The 18,019-nt window shown below is 72.8% G+C and carries 15 protein-coding genes, 1 tRNA gene and 1 pseudogene; 9 read left to right on the top strand and 8 right to left on the bottom strand.

The window, feature by feature from the left end; all coding sequences use genetic code 11:
• Positions 1-16 precede the first annotated feature (16 nt).
• From ACNKF0_RS03050 to ACNKF0_RS03040, 3 genes are read left to right on the top strand one after another with little or no spacing between them, the layout of a single operon-like run.
• On the top strand, positions 17-895 hold the full coding sequence (locus tag ACNKF0_RS03050) for a hypothetical protein (protein WP_416955646.1): 879 nt from the start codon (positions 17-19) through the stop codon (positions 893-895).
• Entirely contained in the window at positions 892-2,103 is a 1,212-nt protein-coding gene (fahA, locus tag ACNKF0_RS03045; protein ID WP_416955644.1) for a fumarylacetoacetase, read from the top strand. Before ACNKF0_RS03050 ends, fahA begins: the two co-directional genes overlap by 4 nt.
• A gap of 51 nt (positions 2,104-2,154) precedes the next feature.
• On the top strand, positions 2,155-3,336 hold the full coding sequence (locus ACNKF0_RS03040) for a glycosyltransferase (protein ID WP_416955642.1): 1,182 nt from the start codon (positions 2,155-2,157) through the stop codon (positions 3,334-3,336).
• Here ACNKF0_RS03040 and mptB read toward each other — a convergent pair.
• A pseudogene (gene mptB, locus ACNKF0_RS03035) lies at positions 3,321-4,757 on the bottom strand (polyprenol phosphomannose-dependent alpha 1,6 mannosyltransferase MptB); the annotation flags it as partial. The gene ACNKF0_RS03040 and the pseudogene mptB overlap by 16 nt on opposite strands.
• A gap of 31 nt (positions 4,758-4,788) precedes the next feature.
• Between mptB and ACNKF0_RS03030 the strand changes: the two are divergent.
• A complete protein-coding gene (locus ACNKF0_RS03030; protein WP_416955640.1) occupies positions 4,789-5,697 on the top strand; it encodes a phosphodiesterase in 909 nt (302 codons plus the stop codon).
• Positions 5,698-5,731: 34 nt separating this feature from the next.
• On the top strand, positions 5,732-6,412 hold the full coding sequence (locus ACNKF0_RS03025) for a histidine phosphatase family protein (RefSeq protein WP_416955638.1): 681 nt from the start codon (positions 5,732-5,734) through the stop codon (positions 6,410-6,412).
• A 251-nt stretch (positions 6,413-6,663) separates the two neighbouring features.
• On the opposite strand, the gene ACNKF0_RS03020 is transcribed toward ACNKF0_RS03025, so the two are convergent.
• The 4 genes from ACNKF0_RS03020 to ACNKF0_RS03005 form a co-directional block, all read right to left on the bottom strand.
• A complete protein-coding gene (locus ACNKF0_RS03020; RefSeq protein ID WP_416955636.1) occupies positions 6,664-8,004 on the bottom strand; it encodes an MFS transporter in 1,341 nt (446 codons plus the stop codon).
• Entirely contained in the window at positions 8,001-8,957 is a 957-nt protein-coding gene (locus tag ACNKF0_RS03015; RefSeq protein WP_416955634.1) for a carbohydrate kinase family protein, read from the bottom strand. The genes ACNKF0_RS03020 and ACNKF0_RS03015 overlap by 4 nt, the downstream gene beginning before the upstream one ends.
• Before the next feature lie 7 nt (positions 8,958-8,964).
• Positions 8,965-10,194: an AGE family epimerase/isomerase gene (locus ACNKF0_RS03010; protein ID WP_416955632.1), complete on the bottom strand. Its 1,230-nt coding sequence runs from the start codon at positions 10,192-10,194 to the stop codon at positions 8,965-8,967.
• A gap of 98 nt (positions 10,195-10,292) precedes the next feature.
• Positions 10,293-10,374 (bottom strand) — tRNA-Tyr (locus ACNKF0_RS03005).
• An 86-nt stretch (positions 10,375-10,460) separates the two neighbouring features.
• Between ACNKF0_RS03005 and ACNKF0_RS03000 the strand changes: the two genes are divergently transcribed.
• Positions 10,461-10,952: a YajQ family cyclic di-GMP-binding protein gene (locus ACNKF0_RS03000; protein ID WP_172258000.1), complete on the top strand. Its 492-nt coding sequence runs from the start codon at positions 10,461-10,463 to the stop codon at positions 10,950-10,952.
• Between the two features lie 204 nt (positions 10,953-11,156).
• On the opposite strand, the gene ACNKF0_RS02995 is transcribed toward ACNKF0_RS03000, so the two are convergent.
• Positions 11,157-11,813, bottom strand: coding sequence for a cobalamin B12-binding domain-containing protein (locus ACNKF0_RS02995; RefSeq protein WP_416955629.1), 657 nt, complete (start codon positions 11,811-11,813; stop codon positions 11,157-11,159).
• Positions 11,814-12,090: 277 nt separating this feature from the next.
• Between ACNKF0_RS02995 and ACNKF0_RS02990 the strand changes: the two genes are divergently transcribed.
• Positions 12,091-14,016, top strand: a complete 1,926-nt coding sequence (locus tag ACNKF0_RS02990) for a 2-oxoacid:acceptor oxidoreductase subunit alpha (protein ID WP_416955627.1) — start codon at positions 12,091-12,093, stop codon at positions 14,014-14,016.
• The gene (locus ACNKF0_RS02985; RefSeq protein WP_416955625.1) at positions 14,016-15,137 is read left to right on the top strand and encodes a 2-oxoacid:ferredoxin oxidoreductase subunit beta; all 1,122 of its coding nucleotides are present in this window, start codon (positions 14,016-14,018) and stop codon (positions 15,135-15,137) included. The genes ACNKF0_RS02990 and ACNKF0_RS02985 overlap by 1 nt, the downstream gene beginning before the upstream one ends.
• Before the next feature lie 36 nt (positions 15,138-15,173).
• On the opposite strand, the gene ACNKF0_RS02980 is transcribed toward ACNKF0_RS02985, so the two are convergent.
• Positions 15,174-15,584, bottom strand: a complete 411-nt coding sequence (locus ACNKF0_RS02980; protein WP_416955623.1) for a hypothetical protein — start codon at positions 15,582-15,584, stop codon at positions 15,174-15,176.
• Between the two features lie 100 nt (positions 15,585-15,684).
• On the opposite strand from ACNKF0_RS02980, the gene rarD reads away from it, so the two are divergent.
• Positions 15,685-16,593 carry an EamA family transporter RarD gene (rarD, locus tag ACNKF0_RS02975; protein WP_416955621.1) on the top strand — a complete coding sequence of 303 codons (909 nt, stop codon included), beginning with the start codon at positions 15,685-15,687 and terminating at the stop codon, positions 16,591-16,593.
• 435 nt (positions 16,594-17,028) lie between these two features.
• On the opposite strand, the gene ACNKF0_RS02970 is transcribed toward rarD, so the two are convergent.
• Positions 17,029-18,006, bottom strand: coding sequence for a polyprenyl synthetase family protein (locus ACNKF0_RS02970; protein WP_416958411.1), 978 nt, complete (start codon positions 18,004-18,006; stop codon positions 17,029-17,031).
• Positions 18,007-18,019: the final 13 nt, after the last annotated feature.

The following is an 18,019-nucleotide window of genomic DNA, read 5'->3' as shown; positions in this document are numbered from 1 at the left end:
TGGCTAGAGTAGCCCCGTGACCCCGTCCCCCGCACCTGTCGAACCTCCCGGAGCAGCGGGCTGGCCCGAGGAGTGGCGCGGCTTCGTCGACGATGCCGCGATCTTCCCGCCGGGCGACGTCCCCCTGCACGACGCCACCGCCGCGCACATCGAGCGCCGCCGTGAGTGGTGGGGCGACCTGGTCGGCAGCTTCGTCCTGCGCGACACCGACCTCCCGCTCGTACGCGGGTTCGGCGCACCGCTGTCGGTGGTCGTCACCGGCGGAGCGGGCCAGCTCGCCGGTCCCCTCGGGGCGGCGACCAGGCTCGGCCTGCACGTGGCGGCCGTCGAGATCGCGGTCCGCGACGTCGACGACCCCGTGGGCAACGTCCGCCGGATCGACGCCGCCCTGCGGGCGGCCGAGGTCGACGTGCCGCTGTACGTCGAGCTCCCCGGCCCCGCGACCGCCCGCTGGCTCGCGGCCGCCGACGAGGTCGCGGCCTGCGGGCACCGGCTCAAGCTGCGCCTCGGCAACGTCGACCACGACCTGGTCCCCGACTCCGCGACCGTCGCCGGCTGGATCGACGCCGCGCTCGACCGCGAGACCCGCTTCAAGGCGACCGCCGGGCTGCACCGCGCGGTCCGCCACGACCCCGAGGGCGGTGGCGCGCACGGCTTCGTCAACGTGCTGGTCGCCACGAGGACGCTCTGGGACGGCGGCAGCGTCGTCGACGCCGAGGCCGTCCTCGAGCAGCGTGACGGTGCCGCGCTCGCGGCCGCCCTCGCCGACAGCGGGGTCGCCGCGACGCGTCGCTGGTTCACCTCGTTCGGCTCGTGCTCGGTCACCGAGCCGCGCGACGACCTGGTCGCCCTCGGACTCGTTCCCGCATCCACCGACTCGGAGGACAACGCATGAACCGCACCAGCTGGGTCGAGGGAGCCGCCGGCTCCGGCTTCGACGTCGACCACCTGCCCTACGGCGTCTTCGCGCGCTCCGGCGAGCGTCCGCGGGTGGCGGTGCGCATCGGCGACCAGGTGCTCGACCTCAGCGTGGTCGCCGCCGCCGACATGGTCGACACCCACGCGCTGTTCGACCAGCCCACGCTCAACCCGTTCATGGCGGCCGGGCCGGCGGTCTGGGAGTCCACCCGGGCCTGGGTGACCGGGCTGCTGACCGACCAGACCGAGCGCCTCGTCGAGCCGGCCCTGGCCCCGGTCGACTCGGTGACGATGCTGCTCCCGTTCAGCGTGGGCGACTACGTCGACTTCTACGCCTCCGAGCACCACGCCTCCAACGTCGGGCGGATGTTCCGCCCCGACTCCGAGCCGCTGCTGCCCAACTGGAAGAACCTCCCCGTGGGCTACCACGGTCGCTCGGGCACGGTCGTGGTGTCGGGCACCGACGTCGTACGCCCGTGCGGGCAGCGCAAGGCGCCCACCGACGACCTGCCGACCTACGGGCCCTCGCAGCGGCTCGACATCGAGGCGGAGCTCGGCTTCGTGGTCGGCGTGCCGTCGGCGCTCGGCGACCGGGTCCCGACCGCCGACTTCGCGCGCCACACGTTCGGCGTCGTGGGTCTCAACGACTGGTCCGCGCGCGACATCCAGGCCTGGGAGTACGTCCCGCTCGGGCCGTTCCTCGGCAAGTCGTTCGCCACGTCGATCAGCGCGTGGGTCACCCCGCTGGCCGCGCTCGACGCCGCCTGGACCGAGCTGCCCGGCCAGGACGACCCGGAGGTCCTCGACTACCTCCGCGTCGACGGGCCCGCCGGACTCGACATCGAGGTGGAGGTGGTGCTCGACGGCGAGGTCGTCGCGCGCCCGCCCTACCGCACGATGTACTGGTCGCCTGCCCAGATGCTCGCCCACACCACGGTCAACGGCGCCAGCCTGCGCACCGGCGACCTGTGGGGGTCGGGCACCGTCTCGGGCCCCGAGCGTGACCAGCGCGGCTCGCTGCTCGAGCTGTCGTGGGGCGGCAAGGAGCCCTTCACCGTCGCCGGGCGCGAGCGCACCTTCCTCGAGGACGGCGACGAGGTGACGCTGCGCTACACCGCGCCGGGCACCGGCGGTGGCCGGATCTCGCTCGGCGAGGTCACCGGGCGGATCCTGCCCGCCCGCTGACGTCCAGACCGCGCTCGCTGCCCGTTCACCTGCCTGGGCCAGCCTGCGCCCATGCGCATCGCCCAGCTGGCCAACTTCGTCGGACCTGCGTCGGGAGGCATGCGCACCGCCCTGCGCGCCCTGGGCAGGGGGTACGTCGCGGCCGGCAACGCCCGCCTGCTCGTCGTACCCGGCCCGGAGGACGCCCGGACCACGACCCCACTGGGCGACGTGGTGCAGCTGCGGGCTCCGCGGGTCGGTGGCGGCTACCGCCTGATCGTCGAGCCGTGGCGCGTCATCGAGGTCCTCGAGCAGTGGCGGCCCACGTCGGTCGAGCTCAGCGACAAGCTGACGCTGCTGCCGGTCGCCCGGTGGGCCGGGCGCAACGGGATCGGGTCGGTGCTGCTGTCGCACGAGCGCCTCGACGACATGCTCGCGCTGCGCACCGGCCTCGACACGACGTCCAAGGTCTCCGTGGGACTGCTCAACCGGCTGCTGGTGCGCAGCGTGGACACGGTCGTCGTCACCTCCGACTACGCCCGGCGCGAGTTCCAGCAGGTCGCCGACGCCGCGGACTGCCCGGTCGTCCGGGTGCCGCTCGGCGTGGACCTCGAGACGTTCCGGCCCCGGCCGTACGCCGCGGGCGACGTGCTGCGCCTCGTGCACGCCGGTCGCCTCTCCCGCGAGAAGAGCCCCCACCTCGCCGTCGCGACCGCGGTCGCGCTGCACCGCCGCGGCGTACCCGTGCGCCTGGACGTCTACGGCGTCGGACCGCACCGCGACGAGCTCGTCGAGGTCGCGGGTGACGCGCGGGTCCGCTTCCACGGCTACGTCGACTCCCCCGACCTGCTGAGCCGGGCCCTGGCGCACGCCGACGTCGCCCTGAGCGTGTGCCCGGGCGAGACGTTCGGGCTCGCCGTGCTGGAGGCACTCGCCTCGGGCACCCCTGTGGTCACCGCCGACCGCGGCGGGGCGCGCGAGCTCGTGGACGGGTCGTCCGGCGCCTGGGCGGCACCGGAACCGGAGCCGCTGGGCGACGCCGTCCTCGAGGTGGCGGCCCGCCCGGTGGCCGGGCGCCGCGCGGCGGCTCGGTCGCGTGCGGAGGACTACCCGTGGTCGACGACCGTGGCGTCGATGCTCGCGGTCCACTCCTCGGTCGCGATGCCGGAGAGCCGCTCGCGCGCCCGGCGGGTCACCAGCAGCACCACGGCCACGGCGGCCACCACGAGGGAGCCGACCACGATCGCCAGGTAGGCGCCGTGCAGGGAGGAGTCCATCGGCGCCACCAGGCCACCGACGAGCGAGACGGCGACCAGCGCCACGGTGGCTCCCCGGCCGAGCCGCTGGACCGCCACGAACGGCACCACCCACAGCAGGTACCACAGGTGCACCACCGGGCTCAGCGCGACGACGGCGAGCATGACCAGACCGAGCGCGCGGACCGCCGCTGCGGGGTCGCCCGTCGGGCGGGTGGCCAGCACGCGGACGACGACCGCGACGACCGCGGCCTGCGCCAGGGTGCGGACGAGGTCGAGGAACGTCGCGTCCGGCAGGCCCGAGCCCACGGCCCGGGCGAGGAGGTCGAGCCAGCCGCCGAGCAGTGTCGGCAGCGACAGCGGGGTGAGGACGCTGCCGGGCACGGACAGCGCCCCGACCCAGCCGACGCCCAGTCCCCACACCACGCCCGGCACGACGAGCGCGGCCACCGCCACGGTGGCGACGCGGGCCGCGTGGCGCACCCGGAGCACGAGCGGCGCCGCGGCGGGCAGCGTCAGCAGCACGACTGCCACGCAGGCCAGGCCTCCCGGCAGCTTCACCCCGGCCGCGAGCCCGGCGTCCAGGGCACCGGCGACCCACCCGTGGTCGCGGGCGAGGACGACGGCGGCCGCCATCAGCCCGACCATGAGGAGGTCGTTGTGCAACCCGGCGACACCGTTGGCGAGCAGCAGCGGCGAGGCCAGCACGAGGCCGGAGGCGAGGGCCGGGTCCGCCCCGCACCAGCGCGCCAGCCTCGGCACCGCCCACGCCAGCAGCACCAGCCCGACGAGCGCCAGGCCGCGGTGGGCCACCACGAGCAGCCACGGGTCGCCGGTCAGGCCCGCGGCGAGGTCGCCGCCGATCAGCGGCACGGGACCGTACGGCGTGGGCGTGCCCATCCAGCGCGGGTCGACGCCCTCCACGATCGGCCCCGGCACCGCGCGCGGCCCGACCAGGCTCCACGGCCCGTGCTCGTAGGGCGAGATCCCCCGGTCCGCCATCGTTCCCTGGGCGGCGTACGACCATCCGTCGCGGGAGAAGAGCGGCGGAGCCAGCAGGAGCGGCAGCGACCACGCGACGGTCGTGGCGCGCACCCGGGTCACCAGGGCCGGTCGGCTCGCGACGTCGGCGCGGGACGCGAGGCGGCACAGGCGGAGCCAGGCCGAGGCGAGCAGACCGAGACCCACCAGCACGACCACCAGCCCCAGCATCCGCCCGGTGGCCGAGCCCCGTACGGGCTGCAGCAGGCCCGCCACCGCGTAGCCGCTGGGGATGGTCGCGACCACCAGCCCGCCGAGCAGCACCAGCAGGCTGCCGACCACCCCGCGCGCCACCACGAGCGGGACGCTATTCGCGGACGCCGACCGCGACCCGACGGCCGGGTGAACGGCCGGCCAACCCCGGTGACGACGCGTCATGGCCCTTGTCGCTGGTCCTAGGCTGCTCCCCGTGAAGCAGCTCGGCCAGTACGCCGCCCCGCGGCACGTCGTCGCCCATCTGAGCGACCCGCACCTGATCGGTGGCGGCGGCCTCCACTACGGCGTGATCGACAACGACGCCAACCTGCGTCGCACGCTCGACCGGTTGGCGGCGGTGTCCCCGGCCCCGCAGGCGATCGTCTTCACCGGTGACCTCGCCGACCGGGCCGAGCCCGACGCGTACGACACCCTTCGCTCGATCGTCGAGCCCTTCGCCGCAGGGATCGGCGCGACGGTGGTCTGGACGATGGGCAACCACGACGAGCGAGCGCCGTTCGCGAAGGCACTCTTCGACTCCGACGACGCCGGCTGCCAGGACCGCGTCCACGAGGTCGACGGGCTGCGGATCGTCGCGCTCGACACCAGCGCGCCGGGCTACCACCACGGCGAGCTGCTCCCCGAGCAGCTGGCGTGGCTCGCCGACGTGCTGGCCACCCCTGCCGAGCACGGCACGCTGCTGGCGATGCACCACCCACCGCTCCCCCTGCCGATGATCCGCGCCGCCGAGCTGATCGAGCTGCACGACCAGCAGGCGCTCGCCGACGTCATCGCCGGGACCGACGTGCGCGGCATCCTGGCCGGCCACCTCCACCTGCCGACGTGGTCCACCTTCGCCGGCGTACCCGTCTCGGTGACCGCAGCCAGCTGCTACACCATCGACCCGGCGCCGGTCGACCGCTTCGTCTCGGGGGTCGACGCGGGCCAGGGGTTCACGATGGTGCACGCCTACGACGACCGCCTCGTGCACACCCAGGTGCTGCTCGAGCGCGGCACCGAGGTGAGCCACGTCGGCTCGGACATCGCCGCCGCCCTGGAGGACGTCCCGCTGGAGCAGGCGCGCGAGCTCGCGTCCAGCAAGACGTCCCCGTTCAACAGCTGACCCCTTCCGCCCGCCCTGCTGAGGAACCACTACCTTGCGACTCCTGCTCATGCGACACGGCCAGACCCACGCCAACGTCTCCGGCGAGCTCGACACCGCCCACCCCGGGCTCGACCTGACCGATCTCGGCCGCGCCCAGGCAGCGGCGGCCGCGAAGGCCATCGCCGACGAGCGCCTCGACGCGATCTACGTCTCCAGCCGGGTGCGTACGCACCAGACCGCCTCCCCCACCGCCGAGGACCGCGGCCTCGAGCCGGTCCAGCTCGACGGGCTGCGGGAGATCGACGCCGGCGACTTCGAGATGCGCAGCGACCACGACGCGGTCGCCGGCTACATCGGCGCCGTCGCCACGTGGCTCGAGGGCGACCTCGCCCACCGGATGCCCGGTGGTGAGACGGGTGAGGAGTTCCTCGCCCGCTACGACGCGGCGGTGCGCGCCATCGTCGAGGCCGGCCACGACGCCGCCCTCGTCGTCAGCCACGGCGCCGCACTCCGCACCTGGGTCTCGACCCGGATGGTCCCCCACCCCGACGCCCCGCCTGCGACCCAGCCGCTCCACAACACCGCGCTCATCGTGCTCGAGGGCGATCACGATTCCGGCTGGGAGATGGTGTCGTGGCAGGGCCACCCCGTCGGTGGTGACTTCCTCGACGACCCGACCGCCGAGGACCCCACCGGCGACCTCGACCCCGACGGCGACGGCGAGATCGGCTGACCCGATTCGCCGCACGTGCGGCGGTTGTGGCCCCCGAAACGCTCGGGCGAGGGCCACTTCCCACGCACGTGCGGCGGTTCTGGCCCCGCGCCCCGCGGGCCCACGCCCTGATGCCGTACGCCGGACCCGGCGGCAACGCCTGAACATGTCAGCCCGTGCACGGGCCGACAGGTTCAGGAACGGCCGGCTGACCGGGGATCACTGAAGATGTCAGGCAGTCCCGAAGGCGCCCCGAACGACTGAAGACCCCGCTACACGCCCTCGGTGCCGATCCCCGGGTGGACGAAGGGGTGCCCGGCCCTCATCTGCTCGACCGAGCCCGGGTGCATGCGGGCGAGGTGGGCCAGGCCGCGGCGGCGGTAGCGGAGCGTCTGGACGACGCCGAGCGTCCAGAAGACGTACTGCACGGCCAGCGCGAGCTTGAAGTCGCCGAGGGTGTAGGACTCCATGCCGCCCGGCGAGGACAGGTCGAGGACGACGCCGATCAGCGCCATGGTCAGCAGCGAGGCGGTGAAGCCGCCGATGTTGACGAGCCCGTTGGCGCGGCCGGTCTCGTGCGGGGGGGTGAACGAGCGGGCGAGGTCGAAGCCGACCATGGAGGCCGGTCCCCCGCTGGCCGTGGCGAACGCCATCACCACCACCAGCCACGTCGGCGCGACGCCGGGCCAGAGCAGGACCGCGGTCCACGGCACCACCATGGTGAGGACGACACCGACCACGATCCACGAGCGGTAGTAGGGCAGCCGGCCCACCAGTCGTGCGAGGACCAGCCCGCTCACCACGGCCCACGCCGTCATCGCCATCAGCAGGGTGCTGGCCTCGCGCGACGACCAGCCGAGGCCCTGCACCAGGAACGGGTAGCCCCACAGCAGGGTGAAGACCGTGACGGAGAACTGCGAGGAGAAGTGCGACCACATCCCCAGCCGCGTGCCGGGGTTGCCCCACACCGTGCGCACCGACTGGGCCAGCGCACGCAGCTTGATGGCCACCACGTCCGAGCGCCGGTAGGGCGAGTCCTTGACGAGGGCGAGGACCGCGACGAGCATCACGACTCCGAGACTGGAGGCCAGCGCGAACGTGCGCGTCCAGCCCAGCTCCTGGAGGAGGTACGCCAGCGGGCCGGCCGCGGCAATCGCGCCGAGCTGCCCGGTGAGGCCGGTGAGCTGGGTGACCATCGGCGCCTGCCGCACCAGGAACCAGATCGTGACGAGCCGGATCACGCTCACGAAGATCATCGCGTCGCCCGCGCCCACGACGGCGCGGGCCGCGACTGCTCCGCCGAAGGAGGTCGTGAAGGCGAAGGCCAGCTGGCCCGCACTCATCATCACCAGGCCGGCCAGCAGCATGGCGCGCGAGCCGTAGCGGTCCAGCAGGACCCCGACCGGCACCTGCATGCCGGCGTAGACCACCAGCTGCAGCACGGTGAACGTCGCCAGGCGGGTGGCGCTGATGTCGAACCGCTCGGACGCGATGATCCCCGCGACCCCGAGCGAGCTGCGGTTGAAGACCGCCAGCACGTAGACGGCGAGCGAGACCAGCCAGATGACCCAGGCCCGCCGCCTGCCGATGTCGTGGATCTGCTCCGCGCTCACTCCTGCCCGGCTTCGCGGCCCACGCCGAGCGCGGAGGAGAGCTCCGCGCGCGTCGGCGGGTCGGCGCCCGGTCGGGAGACGTTGATCGCCGCGCCCACGGCGGCGGTGGTGACGACGTCGAGCAGGTCGCGGTCGGTCAGCGCTGCGAGCGCCTCGGCGGCACCCTCTCCGTGCACGCCGAGCGCGAGGAGGGCGTCGATGAGCACGCCGCTGAAGGTGTCGCCCGCACCGACGGTGTCGGCCACGGCGACGGGCACGCCCGGCACCTCGAGCGCGGTCCCGCCAGGGCGTACGGCGACCGCGCCGGCGCCGCCACGCGTCACGACGACCAGTCCCGGGCCGGCGTCGGCCCACCGGGTGGCGGTCGCGACGGGGTCGTCTCCCGGGTGGAGCCAGTGGAGGTCCTCGTCGCTCACCTTGACCACGTCGGCGAGCGCGACGAGCTGCTCGACGCGGGCCACCGGGCCGGCGCGGTCGGGGGTGATCGCCGGACGCGCGTTGGGGTCGAGGGAGAGGAGCGCCCGTCCGCGGTGGGTGCGGAACGCCTCGAGCACCGTGTCGGCACCCGGGTCGAGGACCGTCGCGATCGAGCCCACGTGGAGCACGTCGCACGCCTCCTCGGGCACCGACCGCAGGTCCCAGTCGAGGTCGAACTCATAGGTTGCGGCGCCGGTCTCGTCGAGGGTCACCGCCGCGCTCGACGTGCGTCCCGAGCTGGTCGGGCCGGCCAGCACGGTGACGTCACTGGCCTCCAGCCACGCGCGGACGACGGCACCACGCTCGTCGTCGCCGAGCAGCGTGACGAGGCGTACGTCGCGCTCGAGCCGGCCGAGGGTGATCGCGACGTTGGCGGGGCTGCCGCCGGGGTGGTCGCGGGTCGTCCCGTCGGGAGCGGGCACCACGTCGACGAGCGCCTCGCCGACGACGAGGATCCGGGGCTGCGCGTCGGTCATGCGCCCATCATGCCCGGGCCGTCCGACCGTCCGACAGCGCCATCGCACGGGCGAGACTCGGCGCCAGCGGCATCCGTGGGAGGAGGGTCGCCTGGACCGCGTGGTAGAGGTCGGGCTTGCCGGGCCACACGCTGGCCTGCGGCTGGTTGGCCGCGTCGAGCTCGTGGTGCCACGACCCGCGCTCGCGGTCGAGGAGGTGCTCCCGGGCGTAGGCCCACCACTCGGCGTAGCGCCGTGCGTAGCGCTCCTCACCCGTACGCCGGTGCAGCGCCGCGGCGGCCGCGATCGCCTCGGCGCTCACCCAGTGCATCCGCTCGCGGACGACGGGCCGGCCCTCCCAGTCGGTCGTGTAGACGAAGCCCGGTGCTCCGTCGGCGTGCCACCCGTCCGCCACCGCGCGGTCGAAGAGCAGGCGCGAGGTGTCGAGGAGCCCGGCGGGTGCCGCCTCGCCCAGGGTCGCCTCGAGGTGGAGCAGCAGCCGCGACCACTCGAGGCCGTGCCCGACGGTCGCGCCGTAGGGCTTGAACGGGTCGTCGGGCCGGTCGCGGTTGAGGTCGAGGTCGACCGACCAGTCGGGGCCGAAGTGCTCGGGCAGCCGTCCGTCGTACGACGGTGCGAGCTCGACCACCAGGCCGGCCAGCCGGGCCGCCCGCCGGTGCCACACGTCGTCGCCGGTGACGTCGCCGACGGCCAGCATCGCCTCGAGCGCGTGCATCGTGGAGTTGAGGCCGCGGTAGGGCGCGGGCGTCGCCCAGGCCCGGTCCCACTCGTCGACCACGCGGCCGAGGCCGTCGTCCCAGAAGCGTGCCTCGAAGACCTGCGTCGCCTCGGCCAGCAGCGGCTCCGCGCCCGGCAGCCCGGCCGCCACGGCCGTCGACCCGGCGAGCATGACGAAGGCGTGCGCATAGCAGGACTTGGCACCGTCGGGCTCGCCATCGGGGGCGACGGCGCCGAACCAGCCGCCGTGCTCGTCGTCGTGCAACGTCGTACGCAACCCCGCGAGGGCGGCCGTGGCGATCGACGCGCTCCCCTCGACGCCCATCAGCGCACCGAGCCCGAAGACGTGGACCATGCGGCTGGTGATCCACGTGTGCACCGGGCGACCGAGGTCGGGCGCCCCGTCGTCGTCGAGCCACGCCGCGCCACCGCGTGGGTGCACGACACGGCGGCCGAAGCCGAGCAGGCGCCGGCACTCGGCGTCGAGCCAGGCGTCGTCGGGCGGGGCGGGATCGCTCACCCGGGCAGTCAAGCAGTCCCCACCCACACTGCACGAGGCCCCGGACGCACGAGACCCCCGCACACCGTGCGGGGGTCTCGCGACTGGACTGCGTCCAGTGGCAGGTAGAGGATTCGAACCTCTGTAGGCAATGCCGGCTGATTTACAGTCAGCTCCCTTTGGCCGCTCGGGCAACCTGCCGGGCCGTGCGGAACAATAGCAAGGCACGCACTTCACCACGAATCGCCGGGGCCCGCTCCAGGAGGCCCCCAAGGAGGCACAACGACATGGCTGACTCGAGCTTCGACATCGTGAGCAAGCTGGACCGCCAGGAGGTCGACAACGCCCTCAGCCAGGCGGCCCGCGAGATCGCGACCCGCTTCGACTTCAAGGGCACGGGGGCGTCGATCGAGTGGAAGGGCGAGCAGGCGATCGAGATCACCGCCTCCGCCGACGACCGCGCCAGCGCGGTGCTCAGCGTCTTCCAGGACAAGCTGATCAAGCGCAACCAGAGCCTCAAGATCCTCGACGCCTCCGAGCCGCGCCAGTCCGGCCAGGTCTCCAAGATCGACATCGCGCTCAAGGAGGGCATCACCTCCGAGGACGCGAAGAAGATCTCCAAGCTGATCCGCGACGAGGGCCCCAAGGGCGTCAAGGCGCAGGTGCAGGGCGACGAGCTGCGCGTCTCGTCCAAGAAGCGCGACGACCTCCAGGCCGTCCAGCAGCTGGTGAAGTCGCAGGACTACGACTTCGCGGTGCAGTTCACCAACTACCGCTGAGACCGGCGGTGTCGGGACGGTTCTGTCGGAAACGTCGAAGATCTGTCGAAGACCGGGACCGCCAGCGTCGCGCTGCCTAGGTTTGCTCGTACGCGGGTGGGAGTCGCACGGGGGACTGCCGCACCGCCAGAGGCGAGAGCGCCCCGCGACCAGGGGGTTGGTCGTGGGGCGTTCTTCATGCGGCGGGCGCCTTCCTGACCACCGTCACCAGCCACCGCGGAGCTGCGCCAGTGCGCCGACCAGCACCACGACGGCACGGACGGGGTCGGCCGGCAGCGGGAGCGCGCCGATCTCGGCGAGGGTCTGGTCGTCGGCGCCGCGCCCGGCGGCGTACAGCGGGTGGTCGGCGGCGAGCTTGCGCAGGGCCGAGGCGTGCGAGGTGAACATCGTCGGTCGCGTCGCTGCCAGCACGACCGCGTCGGCACCGGTGCCCCGTGCCGCGGTGAGGATGGCCGGCACGGGGGTGTCGGCCCCCAGGAACCGCACCCGTACGCCGCGCTCGCGCAGCATCAGCGCCACGCACAGCAGGACCATGTCGTGCCGCTCCCCCGGCGGGCAGGCGAGCAGGACGACCGGCGCGACCGCGGCGGCGTCCGCGAGAAGCGGGGCCGGGGGCACGGCGGCCAGCGCGGTCAGCTTGCGCCGCAGCATGTCGCTGACGAAGTGCTCGTGGGCGACCGACAGCGTGCCGGCCTCCCACCGGTCGCCGACCTCCTGCAGGAAGGGCAGGACGACACCCGTCACCGCGCCGGACAACGGCACGTCCCAGAGCAGCCGGGCGATGGCGACCTCCGCCGCCTCGGCGTCGAAGGTCTCGACAGCCGCCCACAGCTCGTCGGACGTGGTGGTCGTGATGGTCACAGTCGCACGCTAGCCCCGCCGACGTCCCACCGCAGACGTTCGCCCCGCCCCGCGGGGTGGTCGGACGGCCGCCGCCTTTGGCCGGGCCGCCACGGGTCCCGCCGCAGGGGTGAGCCAGACGGCGCTGCCGCTGCGAGCGTGTCGTGGGTCACGCACGCAGCGAACGGGGTACGGGAGAGGCGTCCATCACGTGGGGAGCGGCAGGAATCCGCTGGGCCCGCGACTATCGTGGGCAGCCGGGACAGGACTCTCGCGACACGTAGGAAGCAGGGCAGAGGTGACCCACACCGACAAGCAGGTCAAGCAGCTCGACCGCGTCATCATCCGGTTCGCAGGGGACTCCGGTGACGGCATGCAGCTGACCGGTGACCGGTTCACCCAGGAGACCGCGGCGTTCGGCAACGACCTGGTCACCCTGCCCAACTTCCCCGCCGAGATCCGGGCGCCCCAGGGCACCCTGCCCGGCGTGTCGTCGTTCCAGGTCCACTTCGCCGACCACGACATCCTCACCGCGGGCGACGCCCCCGACGTGCTCGTCGCGATGAACCCGGCTGCGCTGCGCGCCAACCTCGGCGACCTCCACAAGGGCGCGACGATCATCGTCGACACCCACGACTTCACCGCCCGCAACCTCACCAAGGCGGGCTACACCGCCAGTCCGCTCGACGGCGACACCCTCGCCGAGTACGCCCTCCACACCGTCGACCTGACCGGCATGACGGTCGAGGCGGTCAAGGAGTTCGGCCTCTCGCGCAAGGACGCCTCGCGCGCGAAGAACATGTTCGCGCTCGGGCTGCTGTCGTGGATGTACGGCCGTCCCACCGACCCGACGACGGCGTTCCTGACCAAGCGCTTCGCCAAGGTGCCCGACATTCGGGACGCCAACCTCGCGGCGTTCAAGGCCGGGTGGAACTTCGGCGAGACGACCGAGGCCTTCGCGGTCCAGTACGAGATCAAGCCGGCGGTGATGCCCCCCGGCACCTACCGCAACATCACCGGCAACCTCGCGCTGGCCTACGGCCTGGTCGCGGGCGGCGTGCAGTCAGGTCTCCCGCTGTTCCTCGGGACCTACCCGATCACCCCGGCCTCCGACATCCTCCACGAGCTGTCGAAGCACAAGTCCTTCGGCGTGACGACGTTCCAGGCCGAGGACGAGATCGCCGGCGTCGGCGCCGCCATCGGTGCGTCGTACGCCGGTCACCTCGGCGTGACGTCCACCTCCGGTCCCGGCGTGGCGCTGAAGTCGGAGGCGATCGGCCTGGCCGTGATGACCGAGCTGCCGCTCGTCGTCGTCGACGTCCAGCGCGGCGGCCCCTCGACCGGCCTGCCCACCAAGACCGAGCAGGCCGACCTGCTGCAGGCGATGTTCGGGCGCAACGGCGAGGCGCCGGTGCCGATCGTGGCGCCCCAGTCCCCCGGCGACTGCTTCGCCGCGGCCGTCGAGGCCACCCGCATCGCCGTCACCTACCGCACCCCGGTGCTGCTGCTCTCCGACGGCTACCTCGCCAACGGCTCCGAGCCCTGGCGCGTCCCGGCCGTCGACGACCTGCCGGTCATCGACCCCGCGTTCGCCACCGAGAAGAACCACGGCTCGGGCGACGACGCCGAGTTCTGGCCCTACCTGCGTGACGAGAAGACGCTCGCGCGCCCGTGGGCGATCCCCGGCACCGCCGGTCTCGAGCACCGCATCGGCGGCCTCGAGAAGGGCGACGGGCACGGCAACATCTCCTACGACCCCGCCAACCACGACTTCATGGTCCGCACCCGGCAGGCCAAGGTCGACCGGATCGCCGACTCGATCCCGCCGGTCGAGGTCGACGACCCGTCGGGCGAGGCCAAGGTGCTGGTCCTCGGGTGGGGGTCGACCTACGGCCCCATCGGCGCCGGCGTACGCCGCGTGCGCAAGGCCGGTTACCAGGTCGCCCAGGCCCACCTGCGCCACCTCAACCCCTTCCCGAGCAACCTCGGCGAGGTCCTCAAGGGCTACGACAAGGTGCTCGTGCCCGAGATGAACCTCGGCCAGCTCTCCCTGCTGCTGCGCGCGAAGTACCTCGTCGACGCCGTCGGCTACAACCACGTCCGCGGACTGCCCCTCAAGGCCACCGAGCTCGCCCACGCGATCGGCGAGCTGGTCGGACAGGCCGAGGGCGTCGACATCGACCTCGGCGTCTGGGGCGAGCCCTCCCAGAAGGAGCACATCTGATGAGCACCTCACCTCTCACGGACCTCGGCCTCCCCGGACTGCGCTCCGGCACCGAGCAGGTACCGGCGGCCGACGGGCCGCAGACCGGCAAGGACTTCACCTCCGACCAGGAGGTGCGCTGGTGCCCCGGGTGCGGCGACTACGCCGTGCTGAAGGCCGTCCAGTCGTTCCTGCCCGACCTGGGCCTGCGCCGCGAGAACATCGTCTTCGTCTCCGGCATCGGCTGCTCCTCGCGCTTCCCCTACTACCTCGACACCTACGGCATGCACTCGATCCACGGCCGTGCGCCGTCGATCGCCACCGGCATCGCCACGGCCCGCGAGGACCTGTCGGTGTGGGTCGTCACCGGTGACGGCGACGCGCTGTCGATCGGCGGCAACCACCTCATCCACGCGCTGCGCCGCAACGTCAACATGACGATCCTGCTCTTCAACAACCGGATCTACGGCCTGACCAAGGGCCAGTACTCCCCCACCTCGGAGACCGGCAAGGTCACCAAGTCGACCCCGATGGGATCGGTCGACCACCCGTTCAACCCGGTGTCGCTGGCGCTCGGCGCCGAGGCGTCGTTCGTCGCGCGCACGATCGACTCCGACCGCAAGCACCTCACCTCGGTGCTGGCCGCCGCCGCCGCGCACCGCGGCACCTCGCTGGTCGAGATCTACCAGAACTGCCCGATCTTCAACGACGGCGCGTTCGACGCGATCAAGTCGCCCGACACCAAGGCCGACGCGATCATCCCGCTCGTGCACGGCGAGCCGATCACCTTCGGCGCCCAGCTGGAGGACGGTCGTGGATCCAAGGCCCTCGTACGCGACCCGGCGTCCGGCGGCGTGAAGGTCGTGGCGACCACCGACGTGGCAGCCGACGACGTGCTCGTCCACGACGCGCACTGCGACGACCCGACGATGGCGTTCGCGATCTCGCGCCTGACCGCTGCCGACTACCTCGACCAGTCGCCGATCGGGATCTTCCGCCAGGTGGAGCGGCCGACCTACGACGACCAGGCCCGGGAGCAGGTCGCGTCCGCCACGACCGACGCCGGAAATGGCGCCACCGCCGACCCCTCCGCCCGTCTGGCGGAGCTGATCGGCGGTGGCGACACCTGGACGATCATCTGATCGTCCGTCAGGTCGTCGAGGCGCGGTGACCGGGGCTCAGTCGAAGTAGAGCGTCCAGACCTTGCCCTTGGTGTTGCCGAAGCCGTTGGAGTTGTCGACCTTCGAGCGCCACTTCCAGCGACCGCGGTCCGGGGCGTAGATGCGGGTCTTGAAGACGCCGCTCTCGTTGGTCTTCACCTTCTTGACGGTCTTCCACTTGCAGGTGCCGCACTTCTTCTTGAGGATCTTCACCTTCTGCTCGGCGTAGGGCAGCAGGGTGCCGTCGAGCTGCGGCTCCATGACGGTGCCCTTGAGCTTGAAGGCGTTGTAGGAGACCTGCTTGGTCTTCGGCGGGATCTCCTCGATGATCCGCTTGGGCTGCGACCCGGCGCCGGCGCTCGTGCTGAGCGCTCCGACGACGAGCAGTGCGGCGACGAGCGCCGCCAGGACGGTGCGGAGAGTCCGCATGGTGAGTTCCCCCTCAGTGGTGATGACGTTTCTGACCTGCCGGGGTCCCGCCCCCGAGGCCACCCCATCGTAGGCGACGGGCCACCTCTAGACTCCCGGAGTGCCAGATAGCCGACGCGGACTGATCTTCGGCGCGCTGGCCTACACCCTCTGGGGCACGTTCCCTCTCTACTGGACGCTGCTCGAGCCGGCCGGTGCGCTCGAGATCCTCGCCCACCGCATCGTCTGGTCGGTGCTGACAATGCTCGTCATCCTCGTGCTGGCGCGGCGCGTCCCGCAGTTCCGCGCCCTGCTCCGCGACCGGCGCAAGCTCGTCCTGATCAGCTGCGCGGCCGTCGTCATCACCGTCAACTGGGGTGGCTACATCTGGGGCGTCAACAACGACCGCGTCGTCGAGACGTCACTGGGCTACTTCATCAACCCGCTGGTGACCGTGCTCATGGGCGTCCTCGTCCTCGGCGAGCACCTGCGACGGCTGCAGTGGGCCGCGATGGCGATCGCGTTCGTCGCGGTCGTCGTGCTCACCCTCGACTACGGCCGCCCCCCTTGGGTCGCCCTCGTGCTCGCCTTCTCCTTCGGCACCTACGGCCTGCTCAAGAAGCAGGCAGGCGTCGGAGCCGTGGAGAGCATCACGCTGGAGACCATGATCATCGCGCCGTTCGCAGCGGCGTACGTCGCCTGGCTCGTCGTGACCGGTGCCTCGAGCTTCGGCAGCCACGGGATCGGGCACGCGCTGCTCTTCACCACCACCGGCATCATCACCGCCGTGCCCCTGATGCTCTTCGGGGCCGCGGCGATCCGGGTCTCGATGGTGTCCCTCGGACTGCTGCAGTACCTCGCCCCCACCATCCAGTTCGCCCTCGGCATCCTCGTCTTCCAGGAGGACATGCCCGCCAGCCGCTGGATCGGCTTCGGCCTCGTCTGGGTCGCCCTCGTGATCTTCACCGTGGAGGCGCTCAACCACCGCCGCCGCCAGCTGCGCCTCGTCGCCCACGCCAGCGCCGTGTGACTCCCGCCCCCCCGAGCGGTGGCCCACCCACACTTTGGTCGCGCGGAAGGTGGCTCCACCACCGCTGCAGCGGTGAGCCACGCAGCTTCTCAGGCCGCAGAACCTGCCTCACGCACCGCGCGCCGGCCGGTCGCCCGCTGGCGGTGAGCCACGCAGCTTCTCAGGCCGCACAACCTGCCTCACGCACCGCGCGCCGGCCGGTCGCCCGCTGGCGGTGAGCCACGCAGCTTCTCAGGCCGCAGAACCTGCCTCACGCACCGCTCCCCCGCGCGCCGACGTACGACACGCGGGGCGGGCGGTGGCCCACCCACACTCCGGGCGCGCGGAAGGTGGCCCCACCACCGCCGCAGCGGTGAGCTACGCAGCTTCTCAGGCCGCAGAACATGCCTCACGCACCGCTCCACCCGCGCACGAGCGGCGGCGGCGCGGCGAGCGTCAGGAGGTGCGGGTGGCGACGATGTCGGCGAAGGACTCCAGCGCCGTACGGACGGGGCCGGGGTCGAGGGCCTCGAGGAGCTTCTTGGCACGGGCGGCCTCGGCGAGCACGTGGTCGCGGGCCTGGTCGATGGCGGGGTGGCGGCGCAGCAGCTCGAGGGCCTCGGCGTGCTCGGCGTCGTCGGCCAGCGGGCGGCCGAGGAGCGAGAGCAGACGGGCGTCGGCCGGGTCGGTCGAGGCCTGGGCCATCAGGACGGGCAGGGTGGGTACGCCCTCGCGCAGGTCGGTGCCCGGCGTCTTGCCGGAGGTGTCGGACTCCGAGGCGATGTCGAGGATGTCGTCGGTCAGCTGGAACGCCGAGCCCACGATCTCGCCGTAGGAGCTCAGCGCCTCCACGACCTCGGCACGCGCGCCGCTGAACATCGCGCCGTAGCGCGCGGACGTGGCGATGAGCGAGCCCGTCTTGCCGGCGACGACGTCGAGGTAGTGCGCCAGCGGGTCCTCCCCGGGACCAGGCGGGACCGTCTCCATGATCTGGCCCTCGACGAGGCGGGTGAAGGTGCGGGCCTGGATGAGGACGGCCTCGGGCCCGAGCTCGGCGGTGAGCTCGGAGGAGCGGCCGAACAGGAAGTCGCCGGTGAGGATGGCGACGTTGTTGTCCCACCGGGCGTTGGCGGTGTGGGCGCCGCGGCGCAGGGACGCCTCGTCCATCACGTCGTCGTGGTAGAGCGAGGCCACGTGGGTGAGCTCGACGACGCAGGCGGCGGTGTCGACGGCGTCCGCGTCGGGGTCGGGGCCCGCCTCGGCCGCGAGCAGCACCAGCAGCGGCCGGAAGCGCTTCCCGCCGGCCATCATGAGGTGGGTCGCGGCCTCCGAGACGAACTGGGCGCGCCCCTTGCAGTGGTCGGCGAGCATCTCCTCGATGCGCGCCAGCCGCTCGACGAGCCGCTCCTCCAGAGCGGGGTCGACGACGGGCATGGCGAGGGGCGAG

It is taken from the genome of Nocardioides sp. T5, from assembly GCF_048161455.1.
Lineage (GTDB): Bacteria > Actinomycetota > Actinomycetes > Propionibacteriales > Nocardioidaceae > Nocardioides.
Note: the sequence above shows the minus strand (reverse complement) of the source record. Positions and strands in the feature narration are given on the sequence as shown.